13 protein-coding genes and 1 tRNA gene are annotated in these 15,525 nt (G+C 63.3%); 8 read left to right on the forward strand and 6 right to left on the reverse strand.

The window, feature by feature from the left end; genetic code table 11:
- Positions 1 to 7: 7 nt before the first annotated feature.
- From FV242_RS21690 to FV242_RS21700, 3 genes are all read right to left on the reverse strand, one after another.
- Entirely contained in the window at positions 8 to 1,138 is a 1,131-nt protein-coding gene (locus FV242_RS21690; protein ID WP_147940357.1) for a DUF2336 domain-containing protein, read from the reverse strand.
- Positions 1,139 to 1,364: 226 nt separating this feature from the next.
- Positions 1,365 to 1,721, reverse strand: a complete 357-nt coding sequence (locus tag FV242_RS21695) for a hypothetical protein (protein ID WP_147906463.1) — start codon at positions 1,719 to 1,721, stop codon at positions 1,365 to 1,367.
- A gap of 71 nt (positions 1,722 to 1,792) precedes the next feature.
- Positions 1,793 to 2,254, reverse strand: a complete 462-nt coding sequence (locus tag FV242_RS21700) for a GNAT family N-acetyltransferase (RefSeq protein ID WP_147940358.1) — start codon at positions 2,252 to 2,254, stop codon at positions 1,793 to 1,795.
- A gap of 312 nt (positions 2,255 to 2,566) precedes the next feature.
- Here FV242_RS21700 and FV242_RS21705 point away from each other — a divergent pair, with 312 nt between their 5' ends.
- Positions 2,567 to 2,767 carry a hypothetical protein gene (locus tag FV242_RS21705; RefSeq protein WP_246692803.1) on the forward strand — a complete coding sequence of 67 codons (201 nt, stop codon included), beginning with the start codon at positions 2,567 to 2,569 and terminating at the stop codon, positions 2,765 to 2,767.
- 137 nt (positions 2,768 to 2,904) lie between these two features.
- Here FV242_RS21705 and FV242_RS21710 read toward each other — a convergent pair whose 3' ends face one another.
- A complete protein-coding gene (locus FV242_RS21710) occupies positions 2,905 to 3,408 on the reverse strand; it encodes a MucR family transcriptional regulator (protein WP_147855615.1) in 504 nt (167 codons plus the stop codon).
- Positions 3,409 to 3,789: 381 nt separating this feature from the next.
- On the opposite strand from FV242_RS21710, the gene FV242_RS21715 reads away from it, so the two are divergent.
- From FV242_RS21715 to FV242_RS21735, 5 genes are all read left to right on the forward strand, one after another.
- Positions 3,790 to 4,200, forward strand: coding sequence for a PaaI family thioesterase (locus tag FV242_RS21715; RefSeq protein ID WP_147940359.1), 411 nt, complete (start codon positions 3,790 to 3,792; stop codon positions 4,198 to 4,200).
- 77 nt (positions 4,201 to 4,277) lie between these two features.
- Positions 4,278 to 5,204 carry an oxygen-dependent coproporphyrinogen oxidase gene (gene hemF, locus FV242_RS21720; RefSeq protein WP_187278505.1) on the forward strand — a complete coding sequence of 309 codons (927 nt, stop codon included), beginning with the start codon at positions 4,278 to 4,280 and terminating at the stop codon, positions 5,202 to 5,204.
- 10 nt (positions 5,205 to 5,214) lie between these two features.
- Entirely contained in the window at positions 5,215 to 6,333 is a 1,119-nt protein-coding gene (locus tag FV242_RS21725) for an ATP-dependent RecD-like DNA helicase (protein WP_147906460.1), read from the forward strand.
- A 72-nt stretch (positions 6,334 to 6,405) separates the two neighbouring features.
- Positions 6,406 to 6,495, forward strand: a tRNA-Ser gene (locus FV242_RS21730).
- Positions 6,496 to 6,581: 86 nt separating this feature from the next.
- Positions 6,582 to 8,138: a site-specific integrase gene (locus FV242_RS21735; RefSeq protein WP_147940361.1), complete on the forward strand. Its 1,557-nt coding sequence runs from the start codon at positions 6,582 to 6,584 to the stop codon at positions 8,136 to 8,138.
- Between the two features lie 217 nt (positions 8,139 to 8,355).
- On the opposite strand, the gene FV242_RS21740 is transcribed toward FV242_RS21735, so the two are convergent.
- Positions 8,356 to 9,204, reverse strand: coding sequence for a metal-dependent phosphohydrolase (locus tag FV242_RS21740; RefSeq protein ID WP_147940362.1), 849 nt, complete (start codon positions 9,202 to 9,204; stop codon positions 8,356 to 8,358).
- A gap of 287 nt (positions 9,205 to 9,491) precedes the next feature.
- Here FV242_RS21740 and FV242_RS21745 point away from each other — a divergent pair.
- Positions 9,492 to 10,633 (forward strand): IS3 family transposase gene (locus FV242_RS21745; RefSeq protein WP_147940363.1). Its coding sequence is split into 2 segments (ribosomal slippage): positions 9,492 to 9,759 and positions 9,759 to 10,633, totalling 1,143 coding nucleotides; the frame shifts between segments, so codons are not numbered across the junction.
- 4 nt (positions 10,634 to 10,637) lie between these two features.
- On the opposite strand, the gene FV242_RS21750 is transcribed toward FV242_RS21745, so the two are convergent.
- Complete coding sequence (locus FV242_RS21750; RefSeq protein ID WP_147940364.1) at positions 10,638 to 12,944, reverse strand: AAA family ATPase; 2,307 nt, start codon at positions 12,942 to 12,944, stop codon at positions 10,638 to 10,640.
- Positions 12,945 to 13,658: 714 nt separating this feature from the next.
- On the opposite strand from FV242_RS21750, the gene FV242_RS21755 reads away from it, so the two are divergent.
- Positions 13,659 to 15,242, forward strand: a complete 1,584-nt coding sequence (locus tag FV242_RS21755) for an RNA-directed DNA polymerase (RefSeq protein ID WP_147940365.1) — start codon at positions 13,659 to 13,661, stop codon at positions 15,240 to 15,242.
- Positions 15,243 to 15,525: the final 283 nt, after the last annotated feature.

The following is a 15,525-nucleotide window of genomic DNA, read 5'->3' on the forward strand; positions in this document are numbered from 1 at the left end:
CGATGGCTCAGCCGGCCTCGCCGCCGGTCGCCCGGAAGGCGCGCATCGGCAGGGGCGGGCGCTGTGCCCCGGCGCGCTCGGGGCCCTGGCGCAGCGTTGCCTCCGGGCCGTGCAGCGGCTGGTGGGCTTCACTGCGTCCGCGCTCGGCCAGCGGCGTATCGAGGATCGCCGCGATCAGGTCGCGGGAGGCCGGCCGGCTCACGGTCCGGAACAGGCGCACCAGGCCGGAGACACGCTCGGCCGAGCGCGCGACGCCCTGGTTGAGGGTGAGGAAGATGAAGACCGCCTCCTCCTCGTGCAGGCCGGCGGCGCGCAACCCGAGCGTCAGCAAGTCGTAGCGTGCCCCGGGATCGGTGACGACGGCGAGGAAGTCGTGGGCGATTCCGAGGCTGTCGGCCAGGGCCGCGATGAAGCGCGGGACGTCCTGGGCCGCCGAGAGGCCGGTCAGGGTCTCGCCCAGGCCGCGCGGCGGCGGCGGGCAGGGGCGCAGGGCGGCGGTCGCCTCGACGGTCCGGCCGATCACCTCGCGGCGAATCGGATCGGCGTGCAGGTAGAGCGGCACGAGGTCGGCGGCCGAGACATCCGGCCGGGCCAGGAGCCGGTGCGCGAGGTCGGCGACGCCGCGGCCGCGGCTCACGAGGCGGGCGAGCGCCGCACCGCGCAGGGTGATGCCGACATTGGCGGCGAGCGCCACGTCGATCTCGAGGCGGTCCTCGCGGGACAGTCCGTCGACCGCCTCGCGGCTCAGCCCAACCCGGGTGGCGATGCGGGCGGCGATGTCGGATCCGTCGGCGAGGGCGGCCTCGATCAGGCTGTGGCTCAGGACCGGGGCGAGCGTCACCACCGTGTCGCGGACGGCGCCGCCGCGGAGGGCGAGCGCCTCCAGGACGGTGGGTGGCGTCTCGGGGTAGGGGGCGAGCTTGCGGGCCACGACCTCGGCGGTCTCGTCGTCCACCGTGGGGATCAGGCCGCAGGCGAGGGATTCGAAAATCTCGACCTCGGCCCGGTCCCGTCCGGGTGCCCGAACGAACAAGTCGGTCTGCACGCGGAGGATCACCGGCTTGAGATCGAGATTCTCGATCCGTGCCAATTCGAGGAGCCCGGACAGGTCCGGCGGAGCGTCGACGGATGGGGGCATGAGGATCGGTTTACGCAAGACTGCAGTAAGCTCACGCTAACCGCATCGACGTGAATCGACCTTTAAGCCGCCTCCAGCGGTACCGTGTCGTCCTGCATCATCCCGGGACCCCGCGGGGTCCGGCCCGGAGCGCTCGCCGCCGGCGTAGATGCCGGTTCGGCCTCAGCGAGCGCGTCGGATCTAGGACGGAGAGCCGTTCCGGATCGCAACGCGATCGGGAACGGCCCTAATGCGTCAGCCAGAGGGACACCGTCAGCACCACCGCGATCGCCACGATTGCGCCCGCGAAGGCCGGGGTGATCCAGGGCGTGCGCGTCTGCATGATCCCGGCCGCCGCCTTCTCGGAGGGCGCGCGCTCGTTCTGCCGAGCCAGGCGGACTTCCTGGGAGGTCGGCGGTGCGCCTCCGGCCTCCTCGCAGGTGCCGAGCGGGGCGGCGCCGACATCGACATGGGGAATCTTGTCGCCGGTTCGCCCGCTGTCGATATCGCCCTTGAGCTGCGCCGAGGTCGGGTTATTCGAATCCGGCGGCGGATCGGCCTGAAGGTTTCCGGGTGACGGCGGGGTTTCGGATCTCAGCAGCATCGGTGGAACTCCAGTATCTGCGGGTCAACGCCCGATATCCGCTGCCGGCTGCGCCCATGGTGTCGCGGATCTCAAGTCTCGCCGGATCCGCGCTTCAGCAAGGGCCGAGCGAGGCTGTGCCCGTCGGCGACGAACCCGGCGGCCTCGCAGAAGGCGCGCAGGTCGTCCTGGCCGGGCCCGACGCTCAGGACCAGCCGGTCGCAGCCAGCCTGGCGCGCCGCCCGCCCGGCCGCCTTCAGGAGCACTCGGCCGATGCCCCGGCGCCGGGACTCCGCCCCGACGATCAGGGTGGTGATCAGGCCCGTCGCCCTGGGCGCCTCCAGGGTGCGGACGGGACTGAGCGCGATCAGGCCGCTCGGCGGGCCCCATTCCACCGCCACCAGGGCCGTGCCGCCGCCGCCCTGGAGCGCGTCGAGCCGGACCGTCAGATCCGCCGCGCCGACCGCGACACCGGCCGCACCCAGGAGTTCGCCGAGACCCGGAGCGTCGGACCCTGCGGCGGCGCGAATCTCCAACCCGTAGCGATTGCCCAATCCACGCTCCCGTCCCGTGTTGCCGGGCGGTCAACGCGAGCCTTCGCGATCGGTCGCATCCGGTGCATCTCAGATCCGGCGCCAGCCGGGTCGGGCCGGCTCGCCGCCGTCACGATACGGTGTGCGTTCCGCCCGGTCTGCGGAGCGGCCGACCCCGGGGCAGGCCGGTGAGCCGCGGGGTCGAGATCCGGTCCGCCGCCGCGCCGGCACGCCTCGAACGGGATCACGCAGAGCCTGTCCGTCACCGGACGCGCAGTGGTGGGTTCGGAACGGGTGTGTCGTTGGGGGCTTTGCACCCCAGCCGAACGGGCCATGGGAGTGCGCAGCATGTCGAGCCGGATGCCGGACCGAACCAAGGACGGGCAGGGCGGTGATGCGCCGGACGCGGATGGGCTGTCGACGGCGCCCGGCCGTCAGCCAGAGGCCGACAAGCCTGAGAAGAGCGAGGCCGAGAAAGCCGAGACGGAGCGCGCCGCGGGGGATGTGGCCGACGATCTCGCCGACTTCGCCTGATCGGTTTCCACGGTGCGCGGGGCGGCCCCCGGAACGCAGATATGGTTCGGGCGGCGCACGGGATGTGCGCCGCCCGAACCATCAGTCGGATCGAGGCTCCGGGATCGGGGCCGCCCGAGACCGGGCGACCGGCTGGATCAGGCGGTTTCCTTGGCCTTGCGCGGACGGCTCGCCTTCTTCGGCTTCTCGGCCGGCTCCTCCTCGGGCTCCTGCACGGGCGCCGCGGACTTGCGGCGCTGCTGGCCGAGGCCGAGGCTGCGGGCGAGCTCGGAACGCTGCGCCGAGTAGCTGGCGGCCGTCGAGGGGTAGTCCCGCGGCAGGCCGAAGCGCTCGCGATACTGCTCGATGGTCAGGCCGTTGCGCGACAGGTGACGCTTCAGCGTCTTGTAGGGCTTGCCGTCGATGAACGAGATCAGCGCGTCCGGGGTCACCGACTTGCGGATCTGGGCCGGCGTGGGCTTGTCGGCCGTCTCGGTGACGGCAGCCGCCGGAGCGGAGAGCTTTGCCAGAGCCGCGTGAACGCCGGCCAGGAGCGCGGGCAATTCGCTGATCGGGACGGAATTGTTCGAGACATACGCGGACACGATGTCCGAGGCCTGCTCGATAAAGGTCTGCTGCTGATCTGTGGCGATGTCGTCCATCGATGACTCCCTCTATCCGACGGTGGGGCACGGTTCTATCGTCTGTGCAACAAAATCAAGTCGTCGTCGAGAGTTTCCTTACATAATGCGTCGGCCATGAACACGCATATTACTCAAGCCGTCGGTGCAGCTGAAATCGTCGGCCGAGCAACGCGACAGCGGCGAGCCGCACTTGAACGAGATCCGGTCCTTGCGGTCTGCAGGCGTTACGCCTTTGGGACGCGTCGATTCCGCGGCTTCGTCTGAGAAAATCGTTGCCCGGTCTCGCAACAAACCGGAAACACGTCGCACGCGGCGGGATCCGGGGCGTGAGCGGGTCACGGGATTGTATACTGTCGGCCCGATGACGATGTCGGCGGAATCAGATCTGGGGATGGCGGCGTGGATCAACCATCGGAGCAGGGCACGGTCTTCGGCGCCCACATCCCGTTCGTGGACCATTGCGGGATCGAGGCCCTGGACGTGCGGGAGGGCCGCACCCGGCTGCGCCTCGTCCTGCGGCCCGAGCACGCCAACAACCTCGGCATCGCCCATGGCGGCGTGATCTGCACGCTGCTCGATGTCGCCCTCGGGACCGCCGCCCGCCTGAAGGCCGGGCGGCCCGTGGTGACCCTGGACATGCAGACCCGGTTCCTCGCACCGGGGCGCGGAACCCTGATCGCGGAGGGGCGCGTCACCCGTGCCGGGCGCTCGGTGACCTTCTGCGAGGCCGAGATCCGCGACGCGCAGGGCGAGCTGGTGGCAAGCGCCACCGGCCTGCTCAAGCCCGTGGGCGAGGGCGCCCGGCGCTGACGCCGGTTCCGGTTCGGCGAATTGACGCCCACCGATTGACGCCCAATCGGCGCAGTGGGAAAGCCTACCGCATGACCATGCCGGACGCCGCCCGCGCAGCCCTGACTGCCCCCCTGTCCGAGGCCGACGTGACGGCCATGAAATCCGAGGCCGCGGCTTGGTTCGCGACCCTGCGCGACCACATCCTGGCGGCCTTCGAGGCCCTGGAGGCCGAGGCCGAGGGGCCGTTCCATCCGGATGCCCCCACGGGACCCGGCACCTTCGAGAAGACGCCCTGGAGCCGCACCGACCATACCGGTCGGCCCGGCGGCGGCGGCGTCATGGCGATGCTCAAGGGCCGGGTGTTCGAGAAGGCCGGCGTCCACATCTCCACGGTTCACGGCGAGTTCGCCCCGGAATACCGTGCCCAGATGCCCGGGGCCGCCGAGGATCCGCGCTTCTTCGCCACCGGCATCTCGCTGATCGCGCATCCATGGAACCCGCATGTGCCGACGGTGCACATGAACACCCGCTTCGTGGTGACCACGAAGGCGTGGTTCGGCGGCGGCGCCGACCTCACGCCCGTTCTGGTGCGGCGGCGCAGCCAGGACGATCCTGACAGCCGGCATTTCCACGCCTGCCTGGAGCGCGCCTGCGCGGCCCACGGCGTCGACCATGCGGCCTACAAGGCTTGGTGCGACGAATACTTCCATCTCAAGCACCGCAACGAGCCCCGCGGCATCGGCGGTATCTTCTATGACTATCGCTGGACTGGAGATCCGCAGGCGGATCTGGCCTTCACCCGCGACGTGGGGCGCGCCTTCCTTGAGGCGTATCCGAAAATCGTGCGCGACAACGTCCGCACCGCCTGGACCGAGGCTGATCGCGAGGAGCAGCAGGTCCGGCGCGGGCGCTACGTCGAGTTCAACCTGCTCTACGACCGGGGCACGATCTTCGGGCTGAAGACCGGCGGCAACGTCGCCTCGATCCTGTCGTCCCTGCCGCCCACCGTGCGCTGGCCATGAGGGTGTTCCGTTGAGCGCCGGGTTGCCGGCGGCTTTCGCGCCCCAGCAGGATGCGGCGCTGAAGGCCATCGCCGCCTGGCGGAAGGCCGGCGGAAGCCAGGTGTTCCGGCTGTTCGGCTATGCCGGCACCGGCAAGACCACGCTCGCCCGCCGGATCGCCGAGGATGTCGACGGCACCGTGGTCTACGGCGCCTTCACCGGCAAGGCGGCCTCGGTGATGCGCCAGAAGGGCTGCTACGACGCCGCCACGATCCACTCGCTGATCTACCGCACCAAGGAGGCGGAGGAGGGCGGCCCCACCTTCACGCTGAACCGGTCCGGCCCGGCCGCGAAGGCCGACCTGATCATCATCGACGAGTGCTCGATGGTCGATTCCGACCTCGGCAACGACCTGCTGTCCTTCGACCGGCCGGTGCTGGTGCTGGGCGACCCGGCGCAACTGCCCCCCGTGCGCGGCGGCGGCTTCTTCACGGAGGCCGAGCCCGACGTGATGCTCACCGAGGTGCACCGGCAGGCCAAGGACGACCCGATCGTCCGTATGGCCATGACCGTGCGCGAGGGCGGGCGGCTGGAACTCGGGACCTACGGGCAGAGCCGGATCGTCTCCCGGCGCACGCTGGACCCGGCCGAGGTGCTGGAATGCGACCAAGTCCTGGTCGGCCTCAACAAGACCCGCCGCCTCTACAACAACCGGCTCCGGGAGCTCGCCGGCCACACCGACCCGATGCCGGCGGTGGGCGAGAAGCTGGTCTGCCTGCGCAACGACCGGGTGAAGGGCCTGCTCAACGGCTCGACCTGGACAGTGCAGGCCCTGCGCGCCCCGCCGCGCCCGGACCTGATCCGCCTCGACGTCGTGCCCGAGGACGACCCGGCGCTGCGCCGCCGCGCCACCGACATCAAGGTGCTGCGCGCGATGATCTCGGGCACGGACGAGGAGATCCCGCTGTTCCTGCGTCGCGAGACCGACGAGTTCACCTACGGCTACGCGCTGACCGTCCACAAGGCGCAGGGTTCGCAATGGGACCGGGTGACCTTGTTCGACGAATCCTACGCCTTCCGCGAGCACCGTGCCCGCTGGCTCTACACCGGCCTCACCCGGGCCGCGCAGGCGATCACGATCGTGGTCTGACCGGCCCACGCCGCCGCTTGTGAAGCCCGACCCCGCGTGCTACGCACCGCCCGTCTCATTGAGGCACCTCGCGGAGAGGTGGCAGAGCGGTTGAATGCACCGCACTCGAAATGCGGCATGCCTGCAAGGGCATCGGGGGTTCGAATCCCCCCCTCTCCGCCAGTCTTACTAAAAGCTCAATCATCACGGTAAGTTGCTGACCCGCAACGGTTTCGTACGGCCCGTCTGGTACAAAACGGGTGGTACAAATGCCTCTGCCGATGGCCCGACCTTTCAAGCATCACAACGGCGTCTACTACGCCCGCAAGGGCGTCCCGGCACACCTGCGCCCACTTGTCGGCAAGTGGACGGAGATGGTGAGCCTCGGCACCAAGGATCCCGAGGAGGCGCGGCGTCGCCACCCCAAGGCGATTCGCGAGATCGAGGCGCGGTGGGCGGCGCTCGAAGCAGGTCCCATAAGCTTGAGCGAGCGGGAAGCACACGAACTCGCCGCGCCGGCCTGCGAGCGTTGGATCGCGCTCCATCGCGATAACCCGAGCACAAATTTCTGGCGGACGGAGCTGTTCCCGCGCTTGTGGCTGAGGCGTCGGGTCGGGTTATGGGGACGCCCAGACGTTGTCCATCAGGTTCTTCACGGTGCGTACGCCGACCGCGGCGAAGATGAGATGGAGGCGTGCTGCCTCAAGCAAGCCGACGTACTCATTAAAATGAAGGGGCTGCAGCTCGACGAGGACGGGCGCCGTGTGCTCGCCAAGGCCGTCTCTGCGGCCATTCAACGGGCGAGCGTGACGCTGGAGCGATACGCGCTCGGCGATATAAGCGAAGAAGCCTTTGAGACGCGGGTGCAGCCCACCGCGCGGACGATAGCGCTACCGAAAACGACGAAGGTGTCGACTGTCGCTTTCGACGACCTCGTGAACGGCTGGTCGGCCGAACGGAAGCCGGCCGAGACGACGCTCTACGACTGGACGCGCGTCATGGCGCAGCTCGGTGATTTTCTTGGTCATCGCGACGCAGGCAAAATCACAGGCGAGAATTTGGTTGCCTGGAAGGACAGTCTCGTCGCGTCCGGCTTGGCCGCTAAAACAATCCGCGAGAGCCGCTTGGCACCCGTACGAGCCATCCTAAGGTGGGGTGTCGATAACCGTCGGCTTGCGGAGAACGCCGCCGAGCGCATCACGATTAGTGTCAAACAAAAGCCGGGTCAGGGTAAGCGTGGTTTCAAGGACGTCGAAGCCGCTCAGATCTTGGAGGCGGCTGCCGCCGAGCGCGATCCGGTTAAGCGGTGGGTGCCGCTGGTATGCGCCTACTCGGGCGCGCGCCTATCGGAAGTGTGCCAGCTCCGCGTGGATGACATCGGCGAGGATGAAGGCATCGCCGTGATGCGCTTTACGGCCGAAGCGGGCTCGCTCAAGAACGTCGGGTCCGAGCGGACCGTGCCCCTGCACTCCGCGATCATTGCAGCGGGGTTCCTGGAATTCGTTCGCAGTCGGAAGGCTGGGCCATTGTTTCCGGAGCTGCCGCCGGACAAATTCGGCAAGCGTGGCGGAAACGGAACCAAGATCCTCGGTCGTTGGGTACGAGGTCTCGGTTTGAGGGATCTGCGGCTCGCGCCGAATCACTCATGGCGACGCCGGTTCAAAACGTTGGCACGCAATCACAGCTTAGCTGGCGATGTGACCGATGCCATCACCGGACATGCGCACCGTTCGGTTGGGGATCAATATGGCGATTACGACGTGCGGGCCATGAAGAGGGAACTTGAGAAAATCCCTTATCTTCTGCTGAACCGATTGAATGATTAGGCCTTCGAATCTCCGTCTCCGCCACTCAAGTGGCTTAAGCTACTGTTACAACTCTCAAAATTGGAACAGCTAAGGCAGCCAACCCACGTTGCGCCCCACATTTCGAAACGGCTTATACTGGACGTTATCGGACAATGTGGCCTCGCGTGCGCGAGGGCGAAACTCGCGGGTCGCTATCATCGCCAAGGCCGATATCGTCGAGAGCCACTCTGATAGCTTAGCCAGAGTGAGGACCCATTCGGCGACGGTCATGCTCGATGGCGAACACATGACTGTAAAGGTTGGCCACCCAGCTCCGCCCCTCGACCGTTAGATCGAGAAAGCGGACTGCGTCCCCGATGACCGGCTCGATCTTGCCCCAGAAGAACGCCGGGTACCGCTCCGCTAGATCAGCTGGGTCTGCGTAGCCAAGCTGCCTGTCGAGGCCGACCTCGGCGAACTCATGGAACAGCGCGTTCAGTTTGCGTGGGTAAAGCGGATCACCGAGTTGCCCGATTAGGTCCGCCGCACGCATCAGGCCAGCTTCGGTCCCAGTCTCCCGGTGCTCGTCGTCCGCGGGAACGGGAAAGCGGGTCAACTCGATGGCGCGCATCACCCGCTGCGCATCGACGAGGTCATTCGTGCCGAAACGCTCCTGCACCGCCAGCTTCGAGCGCTCGATGTGGTGAGGCGCTAGAGCTGCGTCGGAAGCCCCACGAGGCAGAGCGATGGTTGTGCCCTGCGCGTCGATGACGAAGGCGTTCGCCCGGTCACCTGAGCAGACCCCGCGCACGTAGCCGATGTCGTGGTACAGGGCCGCCAGGATCATGTGAAGCCAATCCTCCGGCGTGATGCCCTTGTCGAGGAACCGGCCGCGCAGGATGTCCTGAGCCACGAGGGTGACGAGGGCGGTGTGGTCGCCATCGTGGTAAAGCGCATCGCTGCCGACGATGCGCTCGATGGTCAGACGTGCGGACGCCTCGATCACCTCGGCGAAACGTGGTTCACGACTGCCGAAGGTGCGCTGGTAGGTGAGCGCGAGGTGCTCGCCAAGCGCGTCGGCCAGCATCTTCGTCACGTCGAACATAGCTGGTCTCTCACAAATCAAGCAAACGACCACACGGCCTGCTGTGTCGATCAGCATCATGACATCAAGTGAGCGGCGGCCCATATTGAGCAAGGCCCCCCGCGAGACGTCGGGTCGTCAGACACCGGGGCCAGGCTCGTAGGACCCCATAGCCGTCGTGGCTGCGCGCGCATTCCCCGTCTCGGCCGGTCCCGAGATCGAGGCGCTGGCCGGTACCATCGTGACCTGACCGGCTGGCTTTGGACCGGGCTGATTGAGAGGATCAGCCAGGACGGAAGGAGCTGGGCATGAAGCGAGGTCAGAAGACGGGTGCGGAGCAGGTCGTGCTGAAGCTGCGCCAGATCGAGGTGCAGACGGCCCAGGGCAAGAGTTTGGCGCTGGCTTGCAAGGAGGCCGAGATTTCCGAGCAGAGCTACTATCGCTGGCGCAAGGAGTACGGCGGCCTGCAGATCGATCAGGCCCGTCGGATGAAGGATCTGGAGCGCGAGAACGCGCGATTGCGTCGGCTCGTGGCTGACTTATCGTTGGAGAAGCAGGTGCTGGCGGACGTCGCCGCGGGAAACTTGTAGCCCCGGAGCGACGCCGGCAGGCAGTCGACGCGATCCAGGAGAAGTACGGCCTCTCGGAGCGCCACGCCTGCCGGATCGTCGGCCAGCACCGGGGCACGCAACGCTACGTGCCCACGGTACCGGCTGACGAGGATGCGCTGACCCGCGCCATCATCGCCTTGGCGTCCGAGTACGGACGCTATGGCTACCGCCGCGTCACTGCGCTGCTGCAGACAGCGGGTTGGCAGGTGGGGAAAGACCGGGTTCAGCGGATCTGGCGTCGTGAGGGGCTCAAGGTTCCGCAAAAGCATCGGCCGCGAAGCCGGCTGTGGTTGAACGATGGCTCCTGCGTGCGGCTGCGGCCTCTCCATCGCAATCACGTCTGGAGCTTCGACTTTGTGCAGGGTCAGACCCATGACGGGCGAAGCCTGCGTATCCTGACGCTGATCGACGAGCACAGTCGCGCCTGCCTGGCGCTCAAGGTCGCGAGGCGCATCAACAGTCTGGGTGTGATCGAGGCGCTGGCAGATGCGATGTGCCTGCATGGTATCCCAGACAACATCCGCTGCGACAACGGCCCAGAGATGATCTCGAAAGCTTTGCGGAAATGGGTCGCCAAAACCGGCCCACAGATCCAGTACATTGCACCAGGATCGCCGTGGGAGAATGGCTATTGTGAGAGCTTCAATGGCAAGCTGAAGGACGAGTTCCTACGACAAGAAATCTTCTACTCGCTCAAGGAGGCACAGACCGTGATTGGGATCTGGCAAAATACGTACAACCGCGTTCGACCGCATTCGTCCTTGGGCTACCGGCCGCCCGCCCCTGTCACCTTCCCGGATCTGGCCTTCCGGCTACCCATGGCCGCTACCATGCAGTAGCCTCTCAATCGGCTCGGTTCAAAATACCGGTCAGGTCATTTGCCCAATGGGTCAATTCTGTGGCGTTGATTAGAACCGTTTTGCAGGCGATATTCGAGTCGTGGTGAAATTCGTTGGCGTACTCGATGATTTCCCGTAGCTCGACGACATCGGCCTGGCTCATGATCTGCGCCGCAGTCCCGATGCGCTGACGGCAGGTTTCCACGAACCGGCCCAGCAGGTCACCGGGCGGGAACACGCCGGGGTAGGCGACGCGGACGAATGCTTCGAGGATCGGCCGCAAAGCTTCTGCGACGTCGCGCTCGTTGGCACCGGAAGTGCTGTTGATATAGGCGCGCACCAGCTCGTGGCGGTGGTCGTGCTCTGAGACGCAATCGTCGTGGACGTTCCACGAGGTGAGCGTCGAGGCGTCCTCGTTCTGCCCCGTGCGGACGTGGTCTATCTTAAACGCGGTCCGGTCGTTCGTTGTGGTGCCTTTCCAAAGAGGGCACAGGAAGGGCTTCGAATGCGACAGAACGATCATCTGCTCGACGCGGCCGAGCAATCGTCGCATCTCATTCATCGTACTGCGGTTGCGGTGCTCGTCGAGATTCGTCATCGGATCGTCAATGACGACAATCTTCCGGGCAATAGCAACGTCGTTTTCCAGCGAAGTGAAGAAAAAGGCTAGAGCGAGCACGTTGCGGTCACCAGCGCTGAGCGTATTCCGGAATGATGCACCACTCGCTGATGTGACTGGAACCGCGATGGTGTTGATGAGGACGTTGTAGGTGCAGGACGACCCGCCCCGGGTGTTAGCCTGCTTGACGCTGCCGAGCCGGAAGCTGGCACCAAGGCGACCCAGATAGTGGTTGATCGCGTCCTCGTAGGCCGGAAAGACCTCGCCACGATATCTGTCGAGGTCGGCGCGTGCCTGGGTACGTATCTTCTCCGTCCCGGCCTTGGCGCCCATCGCGTCGAGGTAGGCTTGGCAGGCTGGAGCAACGGCGGGTGACTGACGTGCCTTAACCGCGAGAAGGTGCGCAAGCTCCATCTCAAGCGTCGCGACGTTCGCCGATGCGCTCTGCTCCTTCACAAGCTCGAACGCGTCGTTGGCTTGCTGGAGGGTGGTAGAGACCTCCGCTACATGCGTGCGATGCGCCTCGTAAGCCGCGACCGCCGCCGCGACGTCGGGCGGTAGCGTGGCCTGTTCGAGCGGGGCCGCATATTTAGCGCGAAGCACGGTTAGAAGCCCCTCGCGTGCCGTTTTCCAAGCGCGTGAAATTTCGACTGTGTCGAGCTCGAACGCGGGGACGGTGGCGAAAGTCGACCAGAAAACGCGAGTTTCCGTTGCCACACGGACATCGCGTTCGAACGCCGCCGGCACGTCGTCAGCATGGGCAGCGCTAACAGCCTTGCCGGCCGCGACGATTGCCGTCTTGAGGCTGGTGTAGGCATCGCTGAAATATGCTTGGTAGTGGGCGATTAGCGGGGAGCCCTTGAGGCCCTGAGCGCAGAATGGGCAGACCTCCTCCGCGCTCCCTGTGGACGCGCCAGCAACCTGCGCCATGCCGTCTGCTACCCAACCTTCGCCGTCCTTGCCCAAGGCCGCCATGTGGGCTTGCACGAGGGCGGCGGCGCTGGCTTCCAACCCCGGCAGGTCGCGGGCTAGCACGGCCTCGATGCCGGCTACGTCAAAACCAGGAAGGTGGAGTGGCGTGAACACCGCCCGCGTGCGTATCCCGTCGGCGGCCCTGGCTGCCGCGAGGCCGCGTTCCGCCTCCTGAAGCAATGTGTCGATGTCGGCTCGCGCCTCGAGCGCGCAAAAACTCTCAACATCGAACGCGCCCCGCGCCGCGGCCGGCACGGCGTCGGCTAGGGAGCGAAGGTCACGGTTATGCGCCTCAACGGCCGAAACGTGGCTCTGAAGGGTCGCATTGAGAGTTACACCCTGGGCGCCAAGGATCAGCTCGTGGAGGTTCTGGCGGTGATCGGAGCCGATCTCGACGCCGGAACAGACATTGGTGGCCACAAACATGTCATCAAAAACGACGATATTGGGCAGGGTTCGTGACCAGGCCCCGTTTTGGAACGTGGCCGGCCCCGCCTGATCGACGAGGACGACGTGAGGGGGATGCTGCGACCCGAGCCGATGACGCTCGGAGATCGGCGTGGTGTTGCCCGTGCCGGCCGAGCGCAGGATGGCGGCAAGCGTCGTTTTACCCCTCCCGTTCTCAGCGTAGACCAGGGTCATTCTTTTGAAGAGCAGCGTACTTGGCGTGACGCTATCAAACTGGCCGATATTCCGAAGAAGCTGTAAACGTTCGATCATGACGGGTGCGGTTCCCCAATCGCAGGTCGATCATGGCAACTTGAGGCTGCGTGGACAAGGCATGGCTTACCACCGTCCCGGGTCGGCGTTTTCTTGTTTGAACAGGTGTTTTGTTCCACCGCCCACAACCCTTGTCGGATACGAACAAGTCCGCCGTCGTCATTTCCCATCTTTCCATAAGTCGTCGGTCGGACTGAGGAAACAGGTGAAGGTTTTGGCATATGATGGCTGATTCCGGAAAGATCGCTGCCATAAAGTGGCATATGCGCTGATCATGCCGTCAAGCGTCCGTTGCGGTATGCCCATGTAGAATTGTTGGGCTGCTAGGGTGGATTTCCGCCGGTCCGCTTTTCGGCGATGGGCGGGCGAAGCCGACGTGTGTCGCTCTTAGCGCCCCGCACCGATCACAACTGAACGAGGAACTCACCCCTTTGCGACACAGACGGTTATTGCTGCCGCATCACCATAGGGTCGTGTTGGGGTTCTAATTACATTCGCAGCGGTCTCAAGGCTCCTCGGTATTGAACTCGATTGAGCCAATCGCCGGCCCAGCGGCAGACAGCATGATGATGAGCACAATTAAAGGGCCTCGAAGTGGGAGGCCGTCAGACTGCAAGGTATGCAGACACCATTGCTGTGCAATGCCGCTTGCAGCGCTGATTCATTGACCGCATAGTTGTTAAAGCGACGAATTCGTAGCCGGATTAGACCGCAGTGAAAATCAACTCCGATACCTTCAAATGCGCAATAGAGCATATAATTTCTAGTGGTGATACAGATTTGTTTCCGCGCCCATTCGAGTTAAGTTTCTATCGGGCATGCATAGATCAAGTTTCTGTTGCGCTCTCTGAACTTGATTTATCAAATTATAATCCCATGAGTCTTGTGGAATCCCTAGTTCCCAAAATGAAGTATGGATTCCGGGTTGCTCATCAGCCCTATCCGGTCGATACCCTCATATACACGGCACTGGTTCTATTTATATATGATGACGTGGAGCGAGGTAGAGACGCTCCTGAACACAATCGAGCGTTTTCATATAGGAAGATAGTCGGGCTAGACTCGAATGTATTTACGCCTGAGAGAAACTTTAGAAATTGGATAGGTCATCTTGCAATACAAGCTTTCCGCGAAGATTGTAATTACGTCATAAAGACCGACATATCAGATTTTTATTTAAGGATTTATCGGCACCGGCTTGAGAATATACTCTCGCATCTGTCGGGGAATGCCAAGGCTGTCAGGATTATTGAAAAACTCCTCTCTGATTGGAGGGGCCGGCAATCATTTGGATTGCCTGTTGGAAGTAGTGCTTCTCGTCTGCTAGCAGAGGCTGCACTTAATGACACCGATATGGCGCTGATCTCTGAAGGATATGATTTCACTCGCTATGTTGACGATATGGTTATTTTCTTAAAAAAAGATCAGGACCCTTACGCTGCTCTCGCCTTTCTTGCTAAACAACTTTCATCAAATGAGGGGCTGTCACTCAACAATCAGAAAACCAAGGTCCTTGAATGGAAAGAATTTATTGCATCAGTAGATCAAAACACTCCGGAGGATGATCCATCCCAGGAGGCCCTTGCTACTGAGAAACTGTTTTGGGCTGCCTACTGCAACGAGGATATCGACCAAGACGCTCTTGAAGCCTTAATGAAAAAAGACTTGCAGAAAGAACTGGAAGATCTACTTAGCGAATCCTTCTGGGATATGGGATCGATCCGCATTGTCATTCATGCGATGAGACTTGTCAAAAATCCCGAGGTTGCAGCTTATATTCGAATCAATCTTCCAGATTTAGTTCCATTTGCTAAGGATGTGTGCCTGCTGATTAAGGATTTCATTGAAGCTGAAATCGATGGATTTGGCGAAATTTCTGGAGAAATAACTGATTTACTCCTATCGATTAGAATGCGGCCGTTAGACTGCGCCAGGGCTTGGTTTTTGGATCTTGGAGTACAGAAGCTCGTTCGTTTCGATTCTGTCGACATCAGACGACTCGATGCTCTAACTGGGACCTTAGATATTAGGCAGCTTCATCTCATCCGGTGGCGATCAAATGATCTGAATTATTTTAGGTCTAGAAAGACAAGAGTATCTGAAATCACCATCTGGTCGCAACCCAGTTTTATTTTTGGGGCCAGCTGCCTACCAAAGGATGAGTACGAGCACTGGATACGTGGCATAAAAAGCAGACTTCAATTTCCACTTGCTAAAGAATTTACTGACTGGTGTCTTCGGAATCATGGCAAAGACCCATTTATAATCGATGCAACAGCCGGAGTGATTGTCACCTAAAGGCTGCTATGAACCAGCGGACTGCTAAGTCTGTGATTTCTCTAGACCTGGATTCAAACCCGATTTGACAGCCCAGCGGGTAGTCCCAGCCCCTAAGTTTCGCCGGTTAGAGCCCTGCGCTTGAGCGGACGCGTAGAATTATCCTGGTGTGATGTGGTCAGCCCCCATTGAAGTGGTCCGCTCTTTGGTATGGCTTTTAAGCCTGGAGGACGGACGAGATGGCAAATTACCCGAAGCCCGAGGAGATCGTCGCGAAGCTACGTCAGGCGGACGTGCTGATCTC

The organism is Methylobacterium sp. WL64 (assembly GCF_008039945.1).
GTDB lineage: Bacteria > Pseudomonadota > Alphaproteobacteria > Rhizobiales > Beijerinckiaceae > Methylobacterium.